The 2,699-nt window shown below is 35.3% G+C and carries 3 protein-coding genes; all 3 read left to right on the forward strand.

What is annotated here, in order from left to right:
- Positions 1 to 160: 160 nt before the first annotated feature.
- The 3 genes from WOCAOBSORBRA_RS05810 (at position 161) to WOCAOBSORBRA_RS06495 (ending at position 2,454) form a co-directional block, all read left to right on the forward strand.
- Positions 161 to 1,186, forward strand: coding sequence for an extracellular solute-binding protein (locus tag WOCAOBSORBRA_RS05810; protein ID WP_095866589.1), 1,026 nt, complete (start codon positions 161 to 163; stop codon positions 1,184 to 1,186).
- Positions 1,187 to 1,389: 203 nt separating this feature from the next.
- Positions 1,390 to 2,277, forward strand: a complete 888-nt coding sequence (locus WOCAOBSORBRA_RS05815; protein WP_006280416.1) for an aspartate carbamoyltransferase catalytic subunit — start codon at positions 1,390 to 1,392, stop codon at positions 2,275 to 2,277.
- Between the two features lie 45 nt (positions 2,278 to 2,322).
- Complete coding sequence (locus WOCAOBSORBRA_RS06495) at positions 2,323 to 2,454, forward strand: hypothetical protein (protein WP_255317428.1); 132 nt, start codon at positions 2,323 to 2,325, stop codon at positions 2,452 to 2,454.
- The last annotated feature ends 245 nt before the right edge of the window (positions 2,455 to 2,699 follow it).

The following is a 2,699-nucleotide window of genomic DNA, read 5'->3' on the forward strand; positions in this document are numbered from 1 at the left end:
AATCTGTACAGAGAAGATAAATAAATAGCTTCAGTTTCATGATAAGGGGACTGGCAAGGCTTGTCAAGCAAGTTTTTATGATTTATCTAACGAACTTTACACTTGCTAAAGTTGTACCATCTTGGTAACTTTAACTGAAAGAAGTTATTTTTTATCCAATATGAAAAAAGCCTTTATATTCACATCCTTAATAGCAATTATATTGATAGTTATTACTTATTTATACAGAAACGACGGAACTAATGACTCACAAGTGGTAAATGTTTATTCATCGCGCAAAGAAGAATTAGTACGTACTTTGTTTGATGAATTCACGAAAAATACAGGTATTAAAGTACGTTACATCATTGATGATTATTCTCAGCTACTTTCACGAATGGAAAACGGTGGTGAAGCTGACTTATTTTTGACTGCTGATGCAATCAACTTAATTCTAGCAAAAAAAAGAGGACTTTTATCTCAAGTAGATTCAGAGGTTTTAAAAAGTGTTATACCTGCAAGATTTAGAGACAGTGAAGATTATTGGTTTGGTCTTACAAAAAGAGCTAGGATATTGGTTTACAATAAAGAGTCAGTAGACCCTAAGGACTTAAGTACTTATGAAGATTTAGCAAATGAAAAATGGAAAGGAAAAATATTAGTGCGTTCTTCTACAAGTCCATATAACAGATCGTTAATTGCTTTTATGATTGCAAATAATGGTTTTGAAAAGACGAAAGAATGGGTAAGCGGAATTGTGAGCAATATGGCAAGAAAACCAAGTGGTGGTGATACTGATCAAATTTACGCCGTAGCAGCGGGTGAGGGAGATGTTGCAATAGTAAACAGCTACTACTTTGCGAGAATTCTTTTATCAGAAAATAAAAAGAATGTTGCAGACAAGCTAGGGGCTTTTTTTCCTAATCGCAACGATCACGGTGTAATGGTAAACATCAGTGGTGCAGCAGTAACAAAAAACGCAAAAAACAGGGAAAATGCTATAGTCTTATTGGAATTTTTAGTAAGCAAGCAGGCTCAAGAGTTATACGCTAAAAAAAACCAAGAATATCCTATTATTGAAGGCGTTGAAACTTCCGATATACTAAAATCTTGGGGAAATTATTCACAAAGTGATTTGCCTCTAAGTGAACTTGAGAAGCATCTTTTTGAGGCTGTTATGATAGCGGATGAGTGTAAGTGGAAGTAATCCCCAGCGCCACTAAACATTGGGATGAAAGATTTATGCTAATATACCTTACTCTTGACTCGCTGAACTTTTTCTTCCTTCTAACTTAATTTTGACTTTACTATCTTTTTCCGTTCTTTCACCAAAACAATTGCTGCACAAGAAGTCTATTGAAAAAAGGTAATAAGAAAGTAGAATAGGTTCAAGTAGTTGAAAAGGAAACTATGAACAAGAGAAGGAATTTGTTAAACATCTCAGACCTTACAGTCGATGATGTAGAAAATATAACTAAGTTGGCCAACCAGTACCTTAAAAAAGAAGTTGCAAATAGTCATATCTTGGAAAATAAGACAGTAATAAATTTATTCTTTGAAGATTCAACGCGTACACTTGCGTCTTTTGAAATAGCAGCAAAAAGCCTTGGAGCAAATGTTGTAACTTTGCCAATAAGATCTTCTTCTATTAACAAGGGAGAAGATCTAAAAGACATGATCAAAACATTAAATGCAATGAATCCTGATTACATAATAATCAGGCATAAAAGTAGTGGTATCATTAATACACTGGCAAAGTATGTTAACTGCTCGCTAATCAATGCAGGCGATGGAAGTAGTGAACATCCAACTCAAGCTCTTGCAGACTATCTTGTAATCAGCAATCACAAAAAGCAAATAAAGGACCTCAAAGTTGTGATATGTGGAGATATTCTGCACAGTAGAGTTGCAAGATCAAATATAAGATTGCTAAAAATGTTTGGAGCAGAGATAAACTTGGTCGCACCACCAACTTTGATTTGTAAGCATTTTCCTGAAGTAGATTCAGTCCATTATTCATTAATTGAAGGTATAAAGGATGCTGACGTAATTATGCTTTTGAGATTGCAGAAAGAGCGCATGAATAATAGTTCTTCAGAGAAAGAATATTTTTATTTGTATGGACTTGATTCACAAAAGCTATCATACGCAAAACCAGATGCGATTGTTATGCACCCAGGGCCAATAAACAGAGGGATTGAGATTAGCAGCGATGTAGCAGATTGTGTTATTTTACAGCAAGTAGAATTTGGATTGGCAATACGTAAGGCAGTGTTGCACTATTATAGGCCTTGCTAATATTAAAAGATGCTACACAACTAATGCAAAAAGGGGGGGCATGAAATGACAAGGCTTGTAAATGGTTTGAGAATGGCCATTAAGATGTTAAGGCCGAGGATATGGTGTGGAAGTTTTTACGAAAGCCTGAAGTCAATCAACAACCTTGCAGAACGGCAAATTAGACGGCTATCGTAAAAACAGCTTTTTCACCTGGTCGGAACATGGAGAAAGATTTGTGGAAAGAATGTTGTCGATATTTTTGACATCACGTCTCAATGGCCAAAATCCCTTCCAAAAGTTACGACTGCTTAGTTCTTTATTCATTCTCACAATCCGTGAACGGTTACAACCTGGATTCCAGTGGGCTTTGTTGCATCGCTAGCTATGATGGATTAAAGATAAAAAAGATAGGGAATATCAGTAGCTTATTATTCTGGTAT

Source organism: Wolbachia endosymbiont of Cardiocondyla obscurior (assembly GCF_902713635.1).
GTDB classification, from domain to species: domain Bacteria; phylum Pseudomonadota; class Alphaproteobacteria; order Rickettsiales; family Anaplasmataceae; genus Wolbachia; species Wolbachia pipientis.

What these genes read in the sequence shown, in the direction of transcription:
- WOCAOBSORBRA_RS05810 (WP_095866589.1), top strand. Translation starts at nt 161, where the DNA reads ATGAAAAAAGCCTTTATATTCACATCCTTAATAGCAATTATATTGATA.
- WOCAOBSORBRA_RS05815 (WP_006280416.1), top strand. Translation starts at nt 1,390, where the DNA reads ATGAACAAGAGAAGGAATTTGTTAAACATCTCAGACCTTACAGTCGAT.
- WOCAOBSORBRA_RS06495 (WP_255317428.1), top strand. Translation starts at nt 2,323, where the DNA reads ATGACAAGGCTTGTAAATGGTTTGAGAATGGCCATTAAGATGTTAAGG.